This is a genomic window from Pseudomonas sp. OE 28.3 (assembly GCF_014268205.2).
GTDB classification, from domain to species: domain Bacteria; phylum Pseudomonadota; class Gammaproteobacteria; order Pseudomonadales; family Pseudomonadaceae; genus Aquipseudomonas; species Aquipseudomonas edaphica.
The window spans coordinates 3,635,304-3,650,075 of record NZ_CP077082.1 but is presented as its reverse complement, the minus strand read 5'-3'; the positions used below and the strand labels follow the sequence as shown (position 1 = coordinate 3,650,075).

The window sequence follows — 14,772 nt, the reverse complement described above, 5'->3', positions numbered from 1 at the left end:
GACGAGACCATGCACAGACCCTCTATTGCCCTGGTCGGGTTAGTTGGATTTTCACTCTATACACTGGTGACGATGCTCACCGCCGAGCAATCGCTGCTGGCCTTCGGGCGGCAATTGATGTCGCGTCCGGACACCGCGCAGGTAGTGATGGACCTGTACCTGATGGCGGTGCTGGCGTGTGTGTGGATGTATCGGGATGCGCGTGGTCGCGGGCGGTCAGTCGTGTCTGTGCTGCCGTATTTTGCGCTGACGGCGGTGTTTGTTTCGGTGGGGCCGTTGCTTTATATCGTCGTCAATGGGTTGCGCGATGAATGACCTGCTGGCTATCTACGCAGGCTGTGTGCTGGTGCTGTGCCTGAAAATGTTTGCGATTTCCTGCTATCAGGGTTTTTGGCGGATTCGGCGGCGGGCGTTCACCAACCTTGAAGATGCGGCGTTCTTCAGCCGCATGGCGCAGCCACAAGAATTGCCGCACGTCGTGAGGGCGCAAAGGGCGTGGGCCAATGACCTGGAAAACATCCCGCTGTTTTTTGTGTTGGGCGGATTATGTGTGGCGCTGGGGAGTTCCCAGGGTGTCACGGGTTGGCTCTTTGGCCTGTTTACCCTGGCTCGATTGGCGCACACGGTGACGTATCTGGCAGGGCTGCAACCCTGGCGCACGCTGGCCTATGCAGTGGGCGTGGCCTGCCTCTTCGGGCTCGGTGCCCTGGTGGTCTTGAGGCTGAGATGAAATCCCCCCTGGCTGAGCAAACTTATTGTGGCAAGCCCGCTCGCCACAACAAGCCCGCTCGCCACAAGAAAACCTTGCCATAGGCAAGGGATTAAGGGTTCAGAAACGCCTGGTAATTGTCTTTGGTGATCTGCTGATAAGGAATGGTCAGCTCAGCCACATAGGGTTCCTTCTTGACCATCTTCACCGCCAGATCAATCGAGCCGACGGCCTGGCCTTTGTTGTCCTGATACACCGTCACCAGCAACTGGCCCTTCTTCACCGCGTCCAGCCCCGCTGCGCCGCCATCGCTGCCGGCCACCAGGATATCCTTGCCCGGTTGCATGCCCGCCTGGCTGATCGCCATGGCGGCGCCAATCGCCATTTCATCGGCATTCGCCGCCACGGCATCGATTTTGCGTCCGGACACAATCCAGTTGCTCATCAGGTCAATCGCCTTGCCGCGCTGCCATTCGGCGCTTTGCTCCTCGACAATCTTGATGTCCGGGTAATCCTTGAGCACCGTCTTCACCCCCAGCGTGCGGTTGTGCGTGGCGTTGTTGGACAACAGCCCGAGCATGATCGCTAGGTTGCCCTTGCCGCCCATTTTCTCTGCCAGGTAGCGCATCTGGATTTCCCCGGCCTTGATCTCATCCGAGCCAACATAACCCACGCCCGGCGGCACGTCCTGGAACTCCGGGCGGCGGTTGACGTACACCAGCGGGATCTTGGCCTGCTGGGCATTGACGGTCATTTTCTGCGTGGCCGCCGTGTCCACCGCGTTGACGATAATCGCGTCCATGCCCTGGGCGGTAAAGTTCTGCACCTGATTGAGCTGGCGCACCACATCGCCCTGTGCGTCTTCAAATTGCAAAGTCACGCCGGGCAGCTCCTTGGCGTGGGCGGCCATGTAGTCACGCATCTGTGCGAGGAACACATCGTCGACCTGGGCGATGCTCACGCCGATACGAATATCCGCCCAGGCCCAGGGCGTAACAGCGAGGGTCAGCAGTGCTGCGAGAAGTTGCTTCTTCATGGTGGTGCTCCGTTCTTTTTGTTGCTGTAAAAGCAGTGTGATTCACGCCTGGCGCTTGGCCCGCAGCTGCGCCACGGCAGCGGCGAAGTGCGCAGAGGGCCAGCGTTCGTTGAGGGCTTGTTGCATTAATTGTTGCCCGGTTTGCGGGGCGAGCCCGTGCAAGGGCGGGTCGGTGTCAAGGTTGGTGGGGAAGGCGTAACTGTCGGCCGTACAGGCGATCACCGCTTCGGCATTCAACGCAGGGTTGGCCAGCAGCACCGGGTACACCGCGAGCATCATGCGGTCGCGGTCGAGGGCTTCCATGGGTTTGCCGAATGCCGAGGAAATTTGCAGCAAGTTGGCCATGCGCCGGTGATGTGTCGTGCGGTTGCTGCCCGCCGCGTGGAACAGCGCCGGGTTGAAGAACAGCAGGTCGCCCTTGTTCAGCGGCAGTTGCACGGCGTGCTGCTGGAAGTAGTCGATAAACTCCGCGCGGCGCCAGGCCAGGTAACCCAGCGGGTATTGCTGGGAGAAGGGCAGCAGTTGGGTCGGCCCGCTTTCCAGCGGCATATCCGAATGGGCTACCGCGCCTTGCAGCGTCAAGTATTGCGACAACAGATGCAGCGGCAGCGGAAAGCGTTCAACCACCTCAGTGGTCTGAAAGCCCAGGTGATAGTCACGGTGCGGCTGCTGTGCTTGCCCGCCAGGGTGGACCACGTTGACTTGCGCCGTCATCTGAAAGCTCGGGCCTAGCCACGCTTCGGCGATCAAACCGAGCAGCGGGTTGGCGTAGTACTCGGCAAACGATTCCGGCGACTGCAGCGCGGCTTTCTGCAGCGAATTCCAGATGCGCCCGTTGCTGCCGGCCTGGGCAAAATGGTCGGCGGCCACGCCTTGCGCAGCCTCATGGGCAAAGATCGCCTCGAATACCTGGCTATGGCGATCGACCACCGCCAGGTCTTCATAGGCCTGGCGCACCACCATCACCCCAGGCCCGTCGCGGAACAGGTGATGCAGCTCATCCATGACGCGCAAGCGCTCGCTGTTGCGTAAAGTGCCGGCCTGATAGATCGGCACATTGCTCACCACCTCGGCACACAGCGGGTAGTCCTCGGCGTTGGTCCGTTGGGCGCAAATACGGCTGAAATCCGCCAGGCGCACCGCCGCGCCGGTCACGAACGCCGACATCACACACCTCCCGGCAGGCTCAGTGCCTGGTGCGGTTGCGGGCTGCCGCTGTCGGTGCAGCCGACCACGCCTTGCTCTAGGTCGATCACCGAGCCGGTCATCATCCCGGCTTCACGCGAGAGCAAAAACGCCACGCTTTGCGCCACTTCTTCGGGCTTGAGCAGCCGCCCGAACGGCTGCGCGCGCTCGGCCTCGGCCAGCCAGCCGTCCTGCGCGCCGTGGTATTGGCGCTGGATCTGATCCTCGTGAGGCGTGTCCATCCAGCCGATATTCAGGCCATTCACGCGGATGCGATTACGCAATGCGCTGAACGCCACGTTCTTGGTCAAAATCGCCAGCGCGCCCTTGGACGCCGCATAGGCGCTCAAAAACGATTGCCCGCCATGCCCGGTGATGCTCTGGATATTCACCACCGCGCCTTCCACGCCGGTGCTGATCATCAGCTTGAGTGCTTCCTGCATCAGAAAAAACGGCGCCCGCACGTTCACCGCAAACAGCCGGTCAAACAGCTCGGGCGAGGTGTCGAGAATAGTGCCGCGATCCGACATGCCGGCGCAGTTCACCAGCCCGTGCAAGGTGCCGAAGTGGGTGCGTGCTGCGTCGATGATCGCACGGCAATCCTCGACGTTTTCCAGGTCGGCCTCGACAAAAAATGCCTGGCAATCGAGCTGTGCCAGTTGCCGGACCTGCTCTTCGCCCTCGGCGCGGCGGCGCCCGCAGACGATCAGCCCGGCAGCGCCACGCTGCGCCAGGGTATGTGCCACGGCAGCGCCCAGCCCCTGAGTGCTGCCGGTGACAACAAAATATTGGCCGTTGAATGCGCTGGCGAGATCGGTGTGAGGCATGCGGTTCTCCTGAAATTGTTGTTGTTTTATCGACCCGGCTCGACGCCGGGCAAAACTGAGACTAGCATTGCAAAACCTCAGTAACGCCCAAAAAAGACCTCAAAAACACCTCAGGCGAACCGCATGCTCGAACGCGCAAAACACTTCTCCATCAAGCAGCTCGCGACCCAGGCCGGCGTGAGCAAAGCCACGGTCGACCGCGTGTTGCACCAGCGCGGCAGCGTGCATGCGCAGACCACCCGGCGCATCGAGCAGGCGCTGGATGAGTTGGAGGCCCAGGAAAAAAACGGTCTGGCGGTGGGGCGCACGTTTCACGTCGATGTGATCATGCACACACCCCAGCGCTTCAGCGCGGCGGTGCAGGCGGCGATCACCGCGCAATTGGGCAGCTTGGCGCCGTTTCGCATCGCGCCGCGTTTTCACCTGTTTGAAGAAATCGAACCCCAGGCCATGCATGACCAATTACTGCGCTGCCTCGACACCGGCAGCCAGGGCGTGGTGCTTAAAGCGGCGGATGAGCCGGCGGTGAATCAGGCCGTCAAGCAGCTGATCGCGGCCGGCATTCCCGTGGTAACCCTGGTCACCGACCTGCCGCAAAGCGAGCGCATCGGTTATGTAGGCATGGACAACCGCACCGCCGGCCAAACCGCGGCCTACCTGATGTCGCGCTGGCTGCCGGCGCAACCCCAGGACGTAGCGGTGGTGATCGGCAGCGAACTGTTCCGTGGCGAAGAAGAGCGCGAGATGGGCTTTCGCGCCTGGCTGCGTGGGCGTGCCCCGCACCTGCGGGTGCTGGATATCAGCGGCGGCTATGGCGTGTACGACCGCACGTTTGAGCGCGTCACCCAGGCCCTCAAGCAACACCCCGAACTCAAGGCGGTGTACAGCGTCGGCGGCGGTAACCGCGCGATTGTCGATGCCTTCACCGCGCTCGAGCGCCCGCTGGAAGTGTTTATCGGCCATGACCTGGACGAAGAAAATCGCCAGCTGCTGCTGGAAGAAAAAGTCGCCGCGATCATCGACCACAACCTGCAGATCGATGCCCGCAGCGTGTTTTTGCACATCCTGCAACACCACCGGCTATGGAAAACCGGGCCGATTGCGCCGTCACAGGTGCAGATCGTGACACCGTTCAACCTGCCGGACTGAAGCTCCCTCAATAACAACGCCAGGAGTTCGACCATGCTACGTATTGCCGTTTTAGGTGCCGGGCGCATCGCCAGGATCCACGCCGCCAACGTCGCCGCTCACCCCAACGCCACGCTGGTGCTGGTGGCCGACCCCTGGCGCGAAGGTGTCGATGCGCTCAGCACACAATTGGGCTGCGAAGCGGCCTATGACTGCGCCGCCGTGCTTGCCCGCCAAGACATTGATGCCGTGGTGATCGGCACGCCCACCGACACCCATATCGACTTGCTGCTGGCAGCGGTGGCCGCAGGCAAGGCGGTACTGTGCGAAAAGCCCATCGACCTGGATATCGCCAAGGCTCGCAGCGCCGCCCAGGCCGTCGAACGCCTGGGCGGCAAGGTGATGCTCGGTTTCAACCGACGTTTTGACCCCGACATGCTGCGTCTGCGCCAGGCGCTGGACGCCGGCCAGATCGGCGCGGTGCGCCAGGTGATCATCACCAGTCGCGACCCCGGCCTGGCGCCGCGTGACTACCTGGAACACTCCGGTGGCATCCTGCGCGACATGACCATCCATGACTTCGACACCGCCCGCCACCTGCTCGGCGAGGAGCCGGTGCAAGTCAGTGCCTTCGCCAGCCGCTTGGTGGACCCGAGCCTGGCCGACATCGACGACTACGACAGTGTGATGGTGCTGCTGCGCACGGCCTCCGGCAAGCAATGCCACATCAACTGCTGTCGCCAGGCGGTGTACGGCTATGACCAGCGCGTGGAAGTGTCCGGCGCCACGGGCGTGCTGCTCACCGACAACCACCGCCCCAGCACGTTGCGCCATTGGAGTGCCGACCACACCGAAGCGCTGGAGCCGTTGCAGCACTTTTTCCTCGAGCGTTACGCGGATGCTTATCGCAATGAGCTAACACAGTTTATTGACGCGCTGAACGCTGGCCGAGAGCTACCGACCAGCGTGCGTGATGGCCTGTATGCCTTGCACCTGGCCGATAGTGCATTGGAGTCGGTGAAGACCGGGCGCAGCGTAGCGGTGCATTACGACCTTTAGCCGAACGTGCCGGTCTGGTCCACCAGACGAATGCTGTCGCGCCCGCCACGCTTGGTTTCGTAGAGCGTGGTGTCGCCTTGTTCGATCAGCGCGGCCAGGCTTGCCGGTGGTTGGTCGAACAGGTTGGCGCCGATGCTCAAGGTCACCGGCGCCGGCGTGGTAAAGGTTTCAGCGGCGACTTGCTGGAACTGTTCACGCAAGCGGCTGCCCAGCTCGACAATCTGCTGGGTCGAGGTGTTGTTCAGTAGAATCAAAAACTCGTCCCCGCCCAGGCGCGCAGCCAATGCATCCTGGGGGACGACGCCGCGGATCATCTCGCTGAGGGCGATGAGCAAACGGTCGCCGGCGGTATGGCCGTAGAGGTCGTTGACCCCTTTGAAGTTGTCGATATCGATCAACAGCACGGCGCCTGGCTGGGCCGGCGAAACTCGCGCCAACAGGCGGGGCGCTTGCAGGTCAAGGGCGCGGCGGTTGAAGAGCGCAGTGAGTGGGTCGCGGGCCGCCAGCCGCGCGATGTGCTGCTCGCGGCGGTAGCGTTCGGAGCCGGTCATCGACAGCGCGATCAACATGATCGCCATCGCACCTTCCACCAGGGACACCTGGATGATTTCGCCCTTGAAGGCAGCCAGGTCAATCAGTGTGCCGGGGATCATCACTGACAACGCTTTGGCTACATAAAACGCGCCATGGATCAGCAGCACATAGCGCAACTGCACCGCGCCGATGCTGAGTGATTTGCCGTGCGGGCGCAGCAAAAAGCTGGCGCGCAGAGTCGGCGCTGCCACCAGCAGCGACTGCACCGCCAGCATGGCTTTGGACCATGGGAGCTCGGCTGGAAGCATCAGCATTCCCAGCCACACCAGCAGCATCAACAGCCATAGCGGTGAAAGGCGCGCCTGGGTAAAACGCGCCACGCCGAGCAGGAACAGAAAGTGCGCAGTCACCAGCAAGCCGTTGGCGAACCAGATGCCGATCATTAACAGGCCACTGCCGCGCAGCAACGCCAGGGTGGAGCCGACGCTGATGGTCGCAAAACCTGCGGCCCAGAACAGCAGGGAAGCCTCGCGTACGCTGCGCCATTCAATGGCCAGATACAACGCGGCAGCGGCGGCCAGCGCGATGGTCAGAATCAGAATCGTAGGAGGGTCGAGCGTCATGTCGTGCCGGGCTGCCTGGGTGTGCGCTTGAAAATCGGGATTGTAAGCGCACACGCAGGTTTTTCAGAGCATTCCGGCTAATAGCACACGGCCAGCCGATAATCGGCGGGTCAGACGCCTTTGGTCGAAGGCAGCAATATCGTGAGGATGCCCGCCAGCGGCAGGAACGAGCAGATCTTATACACGTACTCAATGCCGTGGTTGTCAGCGAGCAAGCCCAGCAGCGCAGCACCAATGCCGCTGAAGCCGAACATCAGGCCGAAGAAGATACCGGCGATCATGCCCACATTGCCCGGCACCAGTTCCTGGGCGAAGACCACGATGGCCGAGAAGGCCGAGGCGATGATAAAGCCGATGACCACGCTGAGTACGGCGGTCCAGAACAGGTCGACGTAGGGCAGGGCCAGGGTGAAGGGCGCCGCGCCGAGGATCGAGAACCAGATGACTTTCTTGCGCCCGATCTTGTCGCCAATCGGGCCACCGGCGAAGGTGCCCACCGCCACCGCGCCAAGGAACAGGAACAGGTACATCTGCGAACTGGCCACCGACAGCTGGAACTTCTCGATCAGGTAGAACGTGAAGTAGCTGGTCAGGCTGGTCATGTAGAAGTATTTGGAGAACACCAGCAGCGCCAGCACCACCAGGGCAAAGGTCACGCGGCCTTTGGACAGGCCATGAGTGGCCTTGCCGCCTTGCTTGAGCTTGAACAGGTTGAGGTGGTTGCGGTACCAGCGGCTCAGGCCGTACAGCACCAGAATCGCAAACACGGCGAACAGCCCGAACCAGGCGATATGGCTCTGGCCGTAAGGAATGATGATCGCCGCCGCCAGCAATGGGCCGAAGGCGCTGCCGGTGTTGCCGCCGACCTGGAAGGTCGATTGCGCCAGGCCATAACGCCCACCGGAGGCCAGGCGTGCGACGCGCGAGGTTTCCGGGTGAAAGGTCGACGAGCCGACGCCCACCAGGGCCGCCGCCAGCAAAATCGCCGGGAAGGTGCCGACAAACGCCAGCATCAGAATGCCGATCAAGGTGCACACCATGCCGGCCGGCAACAGCCAGGGCTTGGGGTGGCGGTCGGTGTGGTAGCCGATCCAGGGTTGCAGCAGCGAGGCGGTCAATTGGAAGGTCAGGGTGATCAGGCCCACTTGGGTGAAACTCAGCCCGTAGTTGGCCTTGAGCATCGGGTAGATCGAGGGCAGCACGGCCTGGATCAGGTCATTGATCAGGTGGGCCAAGGCGCAGGCGCCGAGGACGCGCATAACCAAGGGGCTCACTTGGGGTGTAGTGGTTGCAGCGGCGGGTGACGCGGTAACGGTCGTCATGCAGGCATTCCATACAGGGCAGCAAACTGAGGTGGCGAGTACTTGAGCCCGGCACCCATTTCTAATTGTTTCGGCGGTTATGCTAAATTCGGTGCCAATGCCTGTCTCACGAAATTCGGGAGGCAACTGTCGCAAAAAGGGCGAAATGATCAGACCACTGAATGAATTTTTGCAGGAAATCGACGCAGGCGACTGGGCTGTCATCAGTTCCGCTACCGATTACCCCGAAAACTGGGTGATCCCCGAGCATAGCCACGAAAAGCACCAGTTACTCTACGCCATCGAGGGCGTGATGGTGGTGCACTCGGCGCACAACCAATGGACGGTGCCGTCCAATCGTGGCTTCTGGATGCCTTGCGGGCAAGTCCACTCGCTGCGCTGTGTCGGCCCGTTGAAAATGCGCAGTGTGTTTGTGCGCCCCGATGCGTTCCCGAACCTGCCGACCGAGACCAAGGCGGTGAGCGTTTCACCGTTGCTCAGTGAGCTGATCAAGGCGTCGGTGAGTTTGAAACCGCCGTATGCCGAGGACTCACGCGATGCGCGGATCATGCACCTGATCCTCGATGAGCTGGCGATTCTGCCGGCCTTGCCGCTGTCGTTGCCGCAGCCCGGCGACCCGCGTATCAACCGGATTTGCCTGGCGCTGCAGCAGGATCCCGGGGATGCGTCGACGGTGGAGGATTGGAGTGGGCGCCTTGAGCTGGACCAGAAGACCATCCAGCGTCTGTTTCGCAAGGAAACCGGGTTGACCTTTGGCCAATGGCGCCAGCAGGCGCGCTTGCTGCTGGCGCTGGAGCGGATTGCGGTGGGGCAGAAGATTATCGATGTTGCCATCGAACTGGGCTACGAGAGCCCGAGCGCCTTTACCAGCATGTTCAAGAAACAGTTTGGCAAGACGCCGAGTCAGTTTTTCAGGTAGGGCGGCTGGCCATCAACCCCGGCGCTGAGTGCCGCGCGGCCAGGCCTGCCAGCAGCGCGGCAACCCCCAGCGTGGCTGCGCTCAGTTCAAAGGTGGCCTGATAACCGCTGTGGTCGAACGCCACGCCACCGACAGTGGCACCGGCAGTAATCGCCAATTGAATGATTGCAACCATTAATCCACCGCCGGCCTCGGCATCGTCCGGCAACACGTGCGCCAACCAGGTCCACCAACCCACCGGCGCGGCGGTTGCCACGAAACCCCAGCAACCGAGTAACACGGCTGTGGTGACCGGCGAGCCGCCGAAGGCCACCAGAGCCACGGCGATCACCGCCATGATCAATGGAATGGCAATCAGCACAGGATACAGGCGGTTTTTCAGCACGCGCTCTATCAGCACAGTGCCCGCCAGCCCGGCCAGGCCGAGCACCAACAGCAGCAACGAGAGTGTGGAGGTACTGACCCGCGTGGCGCTTTCCAGAAACGGACGCAGGTAAGTGAACAGCATGAACTGGCCCATGAAAAAGCCGCTGATGGCGAGCATGCCCAGGGCCACAGGCGTCTGTTTGAACAAGCGCAGCACGTTGCCAGTCTTGGCCTGGCCTTGCACCTTGATCGCGGGCAAGCTGAACAGCAGCCATAGGCCAGCCGCTACCGCCACCGGCACGACGCAGAAAAATGCGCCACGCCAACCGATCAGTGCGCCGAGAAAACTGCCCAAGGGCGCCGCGATCACCGTCGCCAGTGCGTTGCCGCCATTCACGATCGCCAACGCGCGCGGTACTTGGGCCGTGGGCACCAGGCGCATGGCGGTCGCCGCCGACAGCGACCAGAAACCGCCGATGGCCACGCCGATCAGCGCGCGACCGAGCATGAACGTCAGGTAGTTCGGCGCCAGCGCCACCACGGTTCCAGACAGGATCATCAGGACGGTCAACGCCAACAGCAGACGCTTGCGCTCAACCCGCGCAGCGACGGCAGCGATGACCAGGCTGGTGAGCAAGGCGAACAGACCGGACACCGAGATGCCTTGGCCGGCCTGGCCTTCGGAAATCTGCAGGTCGGCGGCCAACGGCGTCAGCAGGCTTACCGGCATGAACTCAGAGGCCACCAGTGCGAACGCCGCCAACGACATCGCAAACACCGCGGCCCAGCTATGCATCTGTGATTTATCGGACATTATTTCAAGTGGCCTTTGAAGAAAGTGGCGAGTCTGTCGAAAGGGATCAGATCGACCCGGTCGTAAAGATCGACATGGCCTGCGCCCGGGATAATCAGCAGTTCCTTGGGCTCGGCCGCGCGTTGGTAGGCGTCTTCACTGAATTCACGTGAGTGCGCGTCGGCGCCGGCGATCAATAACAGCGGGCGAGGGGATAGCGTCTCGATATCGTTGAAGGGGTAGAAGTTCAGGAACTTCACATTACTGGTCAGGGTCGGCCGCGTGGTGGTTTGCGGTGAGCCGCCGACGGGTGTGAATTCGCCGCGCGCCGTACGGTAGAAATCGTAAAACTCATCACCCACCGCATCGCCGGTGAGGGTGGCTGGCGTGCCGCCGGTGTAGACGGTCTCGCCGCCCTGGAATTCCACATAGCGCTGGTTGGCGGCCTGGCGCAGCAGTTGCTGACGTTGCGCCAGCGTCACGCTATGTTTGAGGCCATTGCGGTTGGCCGCACCCATGTCGTACATGCTCACGGTAGCGATTGCCTTAAAGCGTGGGTCAATCTTCGCGGCGGCAATGGCGAAGCTGCCACTGCCGCAAATACCGATCACACCGATGCGCTCGCGATCAACTTGCGGGCGGGTACCGAGGAAATCCACGGCAGCGCTGAAGTCCTCGACGTAGAGGTCGGGCAGCACCGCATTGCGTGGTGAGCCTGCGCTATCGCCCCAGAATGACAAGTCCAGAGACAAGGTGACGAAGCCTTGTTCGGCCATTTTGGTGGCGTAGAGGTCTGCGCTCTGCTCTTTGACGGCGCCCATCGGGTGCCCAACCACAAGGGCTGGGTTTTTTGCGCCGGGGGCGAGGTTTTTCGGCATGAACAAATGGCCCGCCACCGCCATGCCGTACTGATTGTTGAAGGTGACCTTTTGCACCGTCACTTTGTCGCTTTTGTAGAAGTTGTCAGCACCGTTGGACATATCGGCTCCCAATGAAGAAAAAGACGTCAGCAGCACGCTCAGGGCGAGCAAAAGGCTTTTCATGGCGTGATCCCGGATAAGGTTGGTCCGCGCATTTTCCCGGCATGGACCGGCGTTCTGTAGTGCGTTCCAGTGGATTACTTGCCTGATCCTCTGAGTCTTGTGGGTTGTCGGTGACACTTGCTTGGTGTGCGCGGTACAGTTCGGTCACGCGTTAAAAGAGCCTTTTATGACGATTAATCCATTGCCCCTGGACGCCTTGATCCAGGCGATCAACGCGCAGGTCACGGCGCCCGGCGATTACCCCATGCCAGTCCCGGGCCTGGGCTTTTATCGGCGTGAGCAGCCGGCAGCGCCGGTGGTGTGCATGGTCGAGCCGTGCGTCGTGCTGGTCGCCCAGGGTGAAAAACAACTGTGGGTCGGCGGTGAAGGCTACCCCTATGACCCGACGCGGTTTCTGCTGACGTCTTTGGATATCCCGGCCAACTCCGAAGTGCTGGTTGCCAGCCCGGCCCGGCCCTGCCTGGGCCTGACCTACAAACTGGACCTGCGCATCCTCGCCGAGCTGATCGCCCAGAGTGAGTTGCCGCCCACTCGGGAGCGGGCAGTGATGAAAGGGGTGGGAATCGGCACGGTCACCGAAGGCATGCTGGCAGCGTTCGCACGCTTGGTCGCTTTGCTGGACGAACCCGAGGCGATCCCGGTACTCGCGCCGTTGATTCAGCGTGAAATCCATTACCGGCTGTTAAAGACTGACCAGGCCGGGCGCCTGCGCAGGATCTGCGCCGTTGACGGGCAGGGCTATCGGATCGCCAAGGCGATCGATTGGCTGAAGCTCAACTACACCGCACCGTTGCGGGTGGAGGAGTTGGCGGCGCGGGTGCAGATGAGCGCTGCCACCTTTCATCATCACTTTCGTCACCTGACCGCGATGAGCCCTTTGCAGTATCAGAAATGGCTGCGCTTGAATGAAGCGCGGCGCTTGATGCTCAACGAACATCAAGACGTGTCCAGTGCGGCGTTCAAGGTGGGTTATGAAAGCCCGTCACAGTTCAGTCGCGAGTACAGCCGGCTGTTCGGTGTGCCACCCAAGCGCGATATGGCCGCCTTGCGCGGCAAGCTCACTGATCAACCGCGTTCAAGTTAGCGAAGAAAATACAGCCGATCAGCCGCGCAAACAGGCTCAGGGTTTCCGGCAGGTTGGGGTCTTCAAACAGCATCGCCCGCGAATCCAGCGCGCACAATGCGCCGAACAGGCGCCCATCAGGCAGGAAGATCGGCGCACCGGCGTAGCTTTCGATGGCGAACTGCTTGACCACCGGGCGCGCGGCGAAGCGGCCGTTGTGGCTGATCTGCGGGATGAACAGGGTCTGCGGGTTAATGCAGAACTCACTGCACAGTGTGGTTTCGAGGTCGAGCACGTCGTCGACATGAATGCCCATGTCGGCCGTGTCGTGCACCGAACAGACGACCCACTCAAGGTCAGTAAATTTGGCGATGCCGGCAAAGCGCATGCCGGTCAAGCGGGTAACCAGTTGCAGGATGCTGGTGGTGGCTTCTATTTCGGCGATGGCAGCGCGTTCGTCGGCGCTGAGTAGCGAGTGTGCTGCGGTGACGCTTGGAACCATGTTCAGGCACTCCAAAGGCATGGCGGCAGGGGCCGCCACACCAGGTCAGTAGTCAGTTGATGCGTGGGTGCTGCTGCACCAGGTTCTGGCGCTTGGCTTCCAGTTCGGCAATCTGAGTGTCGATGTCTTCGATCTTCTGCTCGATATTGTCGTGGTGCTCTTGCAGTATTTCCTTGGCTTCTGCCATGTCCGAGGCCGCAGGCGCGGCGCCGCGCAGTGGCTTGTTGGCGGTTTCCTTCATGGTCAGGCCCGTGATCAAGCCGACCACGGCAAACACCATCAGGTAGTAGGCGGGCATGAACAGGTCGTTGGTGCTTTCCACCAGCCACGCCACGGCGGTGGGGGTGACACCGGCGATCAATACCGAGACGTTGAACGCACTGGCCAGCGCGCTGTAGCGCAGGTGCGTGGGGAACATCGCCGGCAGGGTCGAGGCCATCACGCCGATAAAGAAGTTGAGGACCACCGCCAGGATCAGCAGGCCGGCGAAGATCAGGCCGATCTTGCCGCTGGTGATCAGCATGAACGCCGGAATGGACAGGAACAGCAGGCCCACGCTGCCGGCGATGATGAAGGGTTTTCGGCCGATCTTGTCACTGACAAAGCCGATAAATGGCTGCACGAACAGCATGCCGACCATGATCGCGATGATGATCAGTACGCCGCTGTTTTCTTTGTAATGCAGGTTGTGCGACAGGTAGCTGGGCATATACGTGAGCAGCATGTAGTACGTCACGTTGGTGGCCGCGACGATACCGATGCAGGTCAGCAGGCTGCGCCAATGCTGGATCGCGACTTCCTTGAACGAGACTTTGGGGCCGTGGGTCAGGCCCTGGCGGTCGCCTTGTTCGAGCTTGTCCATGTGCTGCTGGAAGGCCGGGGTTTCTTCCAGCGCGTGACGCAGGTACAGGCCGATGATGCCCAGGGGCAGGGCGAGGAAGAACGGCAGGCGCCAGCCCCAGGCCTCGAAGTCAGCTTCACCGAGGATCGTCGAGATCAGTACCACGACGCCGGCACCGAGCACAAAACCGGCGATGGAGCCGAAGTCCAGCCAGCTGCCAAGGAACCCGCGTTTACGGTCCGGTGCATATTCGGCGACAAAGATCGAGGCGCCGGTGTATTCACCGCCCACCGAGAAGCCCTGGGCCATTTTGCACAACAGCAGCAGGATCGGCGCCCAGATGCCTATCGAGGCGTAGCCGGGGATCAGGCCGATGGCGAAGGTGCTCAGGGACATGATCACGATGGTGGCGGCCAATACTTTCTGCCGCCCGTATTTGTCACCCAGGGCACCGAAGAACAGGCCGCCCAGCGGGCGAATCAGGAAGGGCACGGAGAAGGTACCCAAGGCAGCGATCATTTGTACGCTGGGCGAGGCGTCGGGGAAGAACACCTTGCCGAGCACATAGGCGACGAACCCGTAGACACCAAAGTCGAACCACTCCATGGCGTTACCCAGTGCGGCGGCGGTGATCGCCTTGCGCACCTTGGTATCGTCGACGATGGTGATGTCTTTCAAACCGATGGGTTTGACGCTTTTCTTACGTAATTTCATGCGGGTCACTCTAAAACTGAACAGGGGAGGTGCCATCGTTGCGATGGCACCGCTCTGTCAGTTCAGATACAAGCCGACATGAAATAATTCACCTCTATTTGCGTTTTT

15 protein-coding genes are annotated in these 14,772 nt (G+C 61.5%); 6 read left to right on the top strand and 9 right to left on the bottom strand.

Going from position 1 to position 14,772, the window contains the following annotated elements; all coding sequences use genetic code 11:
• The first annotated feature begins 9 nt into the window (after positions 1-9).
• Positions 10-315: a DUF2834 domain-containing protein gene (locus tag HU759_RS16405; protein WP_170037683.1), complete on the top strand. Its 306-nt coding sequence runs from the start codon at positions 10-12 to the stop codon at positions 313-315.
• Positions 308-730 (top strand): MAPEG family protein, encoded by a 423-nt coding sequence (locus HU759_RS16400; protein WP_099549637.1) that lies wholly within the window; start codon positions 308-310, stop codon positions 728-730. Before HU759_RS16405 ends, HU759_RS16400 begins: the two co-directional genes overlap by 8 nt.
• Before the next feature lie 91 nt (positions 731-821).
• Here the strand turns inward: HU759_RS16400 and HU759_RS16395 are convergent, their stop codons facing one another.
• The 3 genes from HU759_RS16395 to HU759_RS16385 are packed head-to-tail and all read right to left on the bottom strand — an operon-like array spanning position 822 to position 3,757.
• The gene (locus HU759_RS16395) at positions 822-1,745 is read right to left on the bottom strand and encodes a sugar ABC transporter substrate-binding protein (RefSeq protein WP_017138963.1); all 924 of its coding nucleotides are present in this window, start codon (positions 1,743-1,745) and stop codon (positions 822-824) included.
• A 42-nt stretch (positions 1,746-1,787) separates the two neighbouring features.
• Positions 1,788-2,912, bottom strand: coding sequence for a phytanoyl-CoA dioxygenase family protein (locus tag HU759_RS16390; protein WP_170037680.1), 1,125 nt, complete (start codon positions 2,910-2,912; stop codon positions 1,788-1,790).
• A complete protein-coding gene (locus HU759_RS16385) occupies positions 2,912-3,757 on the bottom strand; it encodes an SDR family oxidoreductase (RefSeq protein WP_017138961.1) in 846 nt (281 codons plus the stop codon). The genes HU759_RS16390 and HU759_RS16385 overlap by 1 nt, the downstream gene beginning before the upstream one ends.
• 123 nt (positions 3,758-3,880) lie before the next feature.
• Here HU759_RS16385 and HU759_RS16380 point away from each other — a divergent pair, with 123 nt between their 5' ends.
• Both HU759_RS16380 and iolG read left to right on the top strand, forming a co-directional pair.
• Entirely contained in the window at positions 3,881-4,906 is a 1,026-nt protein-coding gene (locus tag HU759_RS16380) for a LacI family DNA-binding transcriptional regulator (protein WP_099549639.1), read from the top strand.
• 33 nt (positions 4,907-4,939) lie between these two features.
• Positions 4,940-5,944, top strand: a complete 1,005-nt coding sequence (iolG, locus tag HU759_RS16375; RefSeq protein WP_099549640.1) for an inositol 2-dehydrogenase — start codon at positions 4,940-4,942, stop codon at positions 5,942-5,944.
• Here iolG and HU759_RS16370 read toward each other — a convergent pair.
• Both HU759_RS16370 and HU759_RS16365 read right to left on the bottom strand, forming a co-directional pair.
• Complete coding sequence (locus HU759_RS16370; RefSeq protein ID WP_186616832.1) at positions 5,941-7,101, bottom strand: GGDEF domain-containing protein; 1,161 nt, start codon at positions 7,099-7,101, stop codon at positions 5,941-5,943. The genes iolG and HU759_RS16370 overlap by 4 nt on opposite strands.
• A 110-nt stretch (positions 7,102-7,211) precedes the next feature.
• Positions 7,212-8,423, bottom strand: coding sequence for an MFS transporter (locus HU759_RS16365; protein ID WP_017138958.1), 1,212 nt, complete (start codon positions 8,421-8,423; stop codon positions 7,212-7,214).
• A 97-nt stretch (positions 8,424-8,520) separates the two neighbouring features.
• Between HU759_RS16365 and HU759_RS16360 the strand changes: the two genes are divergently transcribed.
• On the top strand, positions 8,521-9,342 hold the full coding sequence (locus HU759_RS16360) for a helix-turn-helix transcriptional regulator (protein ID WP_186616833.1): 822 nt from the start codon (positions 8,521-8,523) through the stop codon (positions 9,340-9,342).
• Here HU759_RS16360 and HU759_RS16355 read toward each other — a convergent pair.
• Both HU759_RS16355 and HU759_RS16350 read right to left on the bottom strand, forming a co-directional pair.
• Positions 9,335-10,522 carry an MFS transporter gene (locus tag HU759_RS16355; protein WP_186616834.1) on the bottom strand — a complete coding sequence of 396 codons (1,188 nt, stop codon included), beginning with the start codon at positions 10,520-10,522 and terminating at the stop codon, positions 9,335-9,337. The two genes, HU759_RS16360 and HU759_RS16355, sit on opposite strands and share 8 nt — an antisense overlap.
• The gene (locus tag HU759_RS16350; RefSeq protein WP_169986258.1) at positions 10,522-11,544 is read right to left on the bottom strand and encodes an alpha/beta hydrolase; all 1,023 of its coding nucleotides are present in this window, start codon (positions 11,542-11,544) and stop codon (positions 10,522-10,524) included. The genes HU759_RS16355 and HU759_RS16350 overlap by 1 nt, the downstream gene beginning before the upstream one ends.
• A gap of 166 nt (positions 11,545-11,710) precedes the next feature.
• On the opposite strand from HU759_RS16350, the gene HU759_RS16345 reads away from it, so the two are divergent.
• Entirely contained in the window at positions 11,711-12,628 is a 918-nt protein-coding gene (locus tag HU759_RS16345; protein WP_186616835.1) for an AraC family transcriptional regulator, read from the top strand.
• Here HU759_RS16345 and HU759_RS16340 read toward each other — a convergent pair.
• Complete coding sequence (locus tag HU759_RS16340; protein WP_177033224.1) at positions 12,603-13,109, bottom strand: GAF domain-containing protein; 507 nt, start codon at positions 13,107-13,109, stop codon at positions 12,603-12,605. The two genes, HU759_RS16345 and HU759_RS16340, sit on opposite strands and share 26 nt — an antisense overlap.
• A 52-nt stretch (positions 13,110-13,161) precedes the next feature.
• Positions 13,162-14,664: a glycine betaine/L-proline transporter ProP gene (proP, locus tag HU759_RS16335; RefSeq protein WP_186616836.1), complete on the bottom strand. Its 1,503-nt coding sequence runs from the start codon at positions 14,662-14,664 to the stop codon at positions 13,162-13,164.
• Between the last annotated feature and the right edge of the window lie 108 nt (positions 14,665-14,772).

What these genes read in the sequence shown, in the direction of transcription:
- HU759_RS16405 (WP_170037683.1), top strand. Translation starts at nt 10, where the DNA reads ATGCACAGACCCTCTATTGCCCTGGTCGGGTTAGTTGGATTTTCACTC.
- HU759_RS16400 (WP_099549637.1), top strand. Translation starts at nt 308, where the DNA reads ATGAATGACCTGCTGGCTATCTACGCAGGCTGTGTGCTGGTGCTGTGC.
- HU759_RS16395 (WP_017138963.1), bottom strand. Translation starts at nt 1,745, where the DNA reads ATGAAGAAGCAACTTCTCGCAGCACTGCTGACCCTCGCTGTTACGCCC.
- HU759_RS16390 (WP_170037680.1), bottom strand. Translation starts at nt 2,912, where the DNA reads ATGTCGGCGTTCGTGACCGGCGCGGCGGTGCGCCTGGCGGATTTCAGC.
- HU759_RS16385 (WP_017138961.1), bottom strand. Translation starts at nt 3,757, where the DNA reads ATGCCTCACACCGATCTCGCCAGCGCATTCAACGGCCAATATTTTGTT.
- HU759_RS16380 (WP_099549639.1), top strand. Translation starts at nt 3,881, where the DNA reads ATGCTCGAACGCGCAAAACACTTCTCCATCAAGCAGCTCGCGACCCAG.
- iolG (WP_099549640.1), top strand. Translation starts at nt 4,940, where the DNA reads ATGCTACGTATTGCCGTTTTAGGTGCCGGGCGCATCGCCAGGATCCAC.
- HU759_RS16370 (WP_186616832.1), bottom strand. Translation starts at nt 7,101, where the DNA reads ATGACGCTCGACCCTCCTACGATTCTGATTCTGACCATCGCGCTGGCC.
- HU759_RS16365 (WP_017138958.1), bottom strand. Translation starts at nt 8,423, where the DNA reads ATGACGACCGTTACCGCGTCACCCGCCGCTGCAACCACTACACCCCAA.
- HU759_RS16360 (WP_186616833.1), top strand. Translation starts at nt 8,521, where the DNA reads ATGCCTGTCTCACGAAATTCGGGAGGCAACTGTCGCAAAAAGGGCGAA.
- HU759_RS16355 (WP_186616834.1), bottom strand. Translation starts at nt 10,522, where the DNA reads ATGTCCGATAAATCACAGATGCATAGCTGGGCCGCGGTGTTTGCGATG.
- HU759_RS16350 (WP_169986258.1), bottom strand. Translation starts at nt 11,544, where the DNA reads ATGAAAAGCCTTTTGCTCGCCCTGAGCGTGCTGCTGACGTCTTTTTCT.
- HU759_RS16345 (WP_186616835.1), top strand. Translation starts at nt 11,711, where the DNA reads ATGACGATTAATCCATTGCCCCTGGACGCCTTGATCCAGGCGATCAAC.
- HU759_RS16340 (WP_177033224.1), bottom strand. Translation starts at nt 13,109, where the DNA reads ATGGTTCCAAGCGTCACCGCAGCACACTCGCTACTCAGCGCCGACGAA.
- proP (WP_186616836.1), bottom strand. Translation starts at nt 14,664, where the DNA reads ATGAAATTACGTAAGAAAAGCGTCAAACCCATCGGTTTGAAAGACATC.